The sequence below is a fragment of the bacterium genome, from assembly GCA_026398675.1.
Taxonomy (GTDB): domain Bacteria; phylum RBG-13-66-14; class RBG-13-66-14; order RBG-13-66-14; family RBG-13-66-14; genus RBG-13-66-14.
Genome location: JAPLSK010000398.1, coordinates 1 through 3,290, shown reverse-complemented (window position 1 = coordinate 3,290; position 3,290 = coordinate 1). Strand labels below are relative to the sequence as shown.

The following is a 3,290-nucleotide window of genomic DNA, read 5'->3' as shown; positions in this document are numbered from 1 at the left end:
CATGCTACCTCTCCAACGCCGGGCAGGAGGCGCTCCTTGTGGACCCCGCCTATCGGCAGCGTGTAGCCCGAGCCATCGCGGATGGGACCGCCGCCTGGGTGCGGGAAAATGAGCTTGAATCGGAATCACGGTGCTCCCTCGCGCAAGGGGGTTAGGTATGCGTATCCCGCTTTTTCTTCTCGTCTTTTCGGTGATTTTCCTGGCCTGCGGCGGCGAGAACGGCGATATTGAGGCCGGCGCCGAGGCCGTGGAGCAGGCCATCGGCGAGCAGCCGCCCGGCGAGGGGCAGGTCCAGCCGCCGATCCCCTACGAGGTGGCCGAGACCAAGGCCACGCCCGGCGTCGAACGCGGCGTCTCCATAGACATCGTCGTCCAGCCCGGGGTGTACGCCGACGAGCTGCAGGAGCTTTTCACCTGGTTCGAGGAGGTCTGGTACTCCGACCGCCGGCTGATCCAGGTGGACGTTTACGACAACCGGGATTCGGCGGCGGCGCTGAACTTCGACACCAACCGGGTCCTCGCCACCTTCCGCTTTACCCAGCCCGGCCACCGGGACGTGGTCATCTACGACGAGCGACTCGTCGCCGGCCAGCGGGACCGGGTGGACGACACCTTCCGCTCCGGCACCCACGCCGTTTACCTCGGCCCCCGCTCCCGGATGTTCGGCTCCCAGGACCAGGCCCAGTACATGGTCAAGATGATGGAGGATAAGCCCCACAAGCGCGTCTACGAGCTGTCCTGGCTCTCGAACGAGAGCAAGATCGTCCTCTCCTTCGACGTGGTGGGGATGCAGCTCGTGCGGGTGCGCGAGGGGTACTCCCGCGAGGTTTGGCAGGGCTTCACCCCGGAGCGTCTGGAGCAGGCGGCGATGGGGGGCGGTTTCGGCGGATCGGCGGACTACGGCGGCGATTACGTGCGGCTCGACGAGTCCGCGGGTGCCCCGCCCCTGGACGCCGGGCCGTGATGTGACCGGTATTTTCGTCGAAAGGGTATCAGGCCCTTGATTCGAGCCGATTTATGGGATATAGTACGGGCGTGAATCATAGTAGGACAAATAAACCGAGAGGGAGGGTCCCATGCGCAAGCTCTTAGTACTCTGCCTCGTGCTCGCCGCCTCCGCCTTCGGCGTTGAGCGGATGGTCTTCGGCGAGTCTTTCACCAACTACACCTGAGGCTACTGTCCCCCGGTAGACGAGGCTCTTCGTCAGGCCGACATCACATACCACGACTACTTCAGCCTCCTTTCCATCCACGTCTCCTGGCCCGGCAGCGGCGATCCTCTGTACCTCTACAACCCCGCGGACTCCAACGCCCGGGTCAGCTTCTGGCCCATCACCGGCGTGCCCAAGGTCTGGATAGACGGCTGGTACGCCCCGGGCGAGCAAAGCATCGCGCAGGCCATCATCCAGCGGCACAACAAGCAGTCGCCCCTGGCCATCCAGATGAGCGGGAACATCACCGGCGACTCAGGCTTCCTGGACGCCTGGATCTGGTGGGCCCACGAGTACACCGGCGACACCGCGAACCTGAAGTACTACTTCGCCATCGCCGAGAACGACCTCTACGCCGGCAGTCGCCACTACGACCACACCATGCGCGAGATCCTGCCCACCGCGCAGGGTATGCCCCTGGATTACGGCGTCTTCCACGTGGACTTCGACGTGGACCCCGTCTGGAAGGTGGATGACCTGGTGGCCTATTTCTGGGTCCAGGACACCACCAACGACTCGGAGGGCCGCAAGGAGGTCGTTCAGGCCGCCCGCGTGGACGTGGGCGACTGGGAGAGCGCCGTTCAAGAGACGAGCTGGGGCCAGATCAAGGCCATGGATTTTTAATTCCCCCCGACCCGTGGACTTAAAAGGCCGGTGTATGCCGGCCTTTTTTAATGGGGCGACAAGCCGTGGGTGCATCCCACTGGGCCGCCCTGAATCATCGCAACCGGCGAAGCCCTGGTCGGGGTGAGGGCCGCCTATCCCCCTCCCCCCTCTGGGCGGAGGGTCGGGGAGGGGGGTGAGACGGCGGGGATTAAAATCCCCGCCCTACATATCGGCACGCGGCGGTTTCCCTCTCCCCGTGGGAGCGGCGTGCCGACGGGGATGGGGGTGAGGGTTGCAATTAGTCCCCTCTCCCTTCCAGGGAGAGGGCTAGGGTGAGGGTTAGGGTGGAGAACGGCAGGGACTAAAGTCCCCGCCCTACATATAGGCACGCGGCGGTTTACCTCTCCCCGTGGGAGCGGCGTGCCGACGGGGATGGGGGTGAGGGCCGCCTATCCCCCTCCCCCCTCTGGGGGGAGGGTTGGGGTGAGGGGTGAAAACGGCGGGGACTAAAGCCCACGCCCTACATTTAGGGGCGCAATGGGGGGATTATTTAAGGTGTGTGAATCACCAAAAAAGGGCGCCCTGTAGGACGCCCTTGACCACGACAAAGTGAGCTAGTTGGGGATGGCCACGTTGGTGTCCGTGAGAGTCCAGAGTTGCCAGGGGTCCTGCGAGCCCCCTTCGTTTGTGTACCACTGTATCTTCACCCAGCCGAACTCCGGCACGAAGTAGTAGTCCATCTGGAATTCGTGGTGTTCCCAGTCCTCGGGGTCCACACCGTCCAGCTCGAAGATGACTTCGCCGAAGAAGACAATTTTGTAAGCCGTCAGCACATGGCCCTTGTAATAGAAGTCCCCGGTGGATTCGACATTGGCTGTGAGATCTAAATCAAGGGAGTCCGCCGGGAAGGGTTCATGGTAGAAGAGGCCGGGTGGGACGCCGGAGATGAGCCAGGCGTGCCAGGTGTCACCCACGTCCAGGCCGTCCGACTGCCACCGGAGCATGGTCCAGGGGTGGTCTTCGAACATAAATTGCCCTTGCTGGTCGCCCTCGTCGTAGAACTTGAATCCCTCATTAATCACGGCCTCGGTCTCATCGTCGGTGCAGTATAGGTCCATATAGGTATTATCGGGGGCGCCTTCACTATGAACGCGTATCCGCTGCTGGGAGTAGCAGAGCTGGTAGCCCGGGTCGTCAATTATTGTCCAGTCTTCGTAGTGGTCATCCCCTTCGATATCCACGGCGTAGGTCCAGTAGTTGTCCCTGTCATTGGGGTAGACGGCCTGGGTGTCCACGCCGTCGCCCTCGCCGTCTCCGCCGCCGTCGGGCGTAACGCTGGTGCAGCCGAGAACCAGGCCCAGGCCCGCCATCAACACCAAGAGAAACTTCCGCATCTTACCTCCTCCTTCGCTTGTGGCTGAGTGCAAGGGGTTTTGCCAGAGGCATAGCTCGCTTCGCTCGGTTAAACCCCTT

The 3,290-nt window shown here is 62.9% G+C and carries 3 protein-coding genes; 2 read left to right on the top strand and 1 reads right to left on the bottom strand.

Annotated features, from left to right (window positions below):
* Positions 1-157 precede the first annotated feature (157 nt).
* Together NTW26_11790 and NTW26_11785 are read left to right on the top strand one after the other, a co-directional pair.
* Entirely contained in the window at positions 158-964 is an 807-nt protein-coding gene (locus NTW26_11790; protein ID MCX7022928.1) for a hypothetical protein, read from the top strand.
* 376 nt (positions 965-1,340) lie between these two features.
* Positions 1,341-1,835: a hypothetical protein gene (locus NTW26_11785; GenBank protein MCX7022927.1), complete on the top strand. Its 495-nt coding sequence runs from the start codon at positions 1,341-1,343 to the stop codon at positions 1,833-1,835.
* Positions 1,836-2,431: 596 nt separating this feature from the next.
* Here the strand turns inward: NTW26_11785 and NTW26_11780 are convergent.
* The gene (locus tag NTW26_11780; protein ID MCX7022926.1) at positions 2,432-3,211 is read right to left on the bottom strand and encodes a hypothetical protein; all 780 of its coding nucleotides are present in this window, start codon (positions 3,209-3,211) and stop codon (positions 2,432-2,434) included.
* Positions 3,212-3,290 lie beyond the last annotated feature (79 nt).

What these genes read in the sequence shown, in the direction of transcription:
- NTW26_11790 (MCX7022928.1), top strand. Translation starts at nt 158, where the DNA reads ATGCGTATCCCGCTTTTTCTTCTCGTCTTTTCGGTGATTTTCCTGGCC.
- NTW26_11780 (MCX7022926.1), bottom strand. Translation starts at nt 3,211, where the DNA reads ATGCGGAAGTTTCTCTTGGTGTTGATGGCGGGCCTGGGCCTGGTTCTC.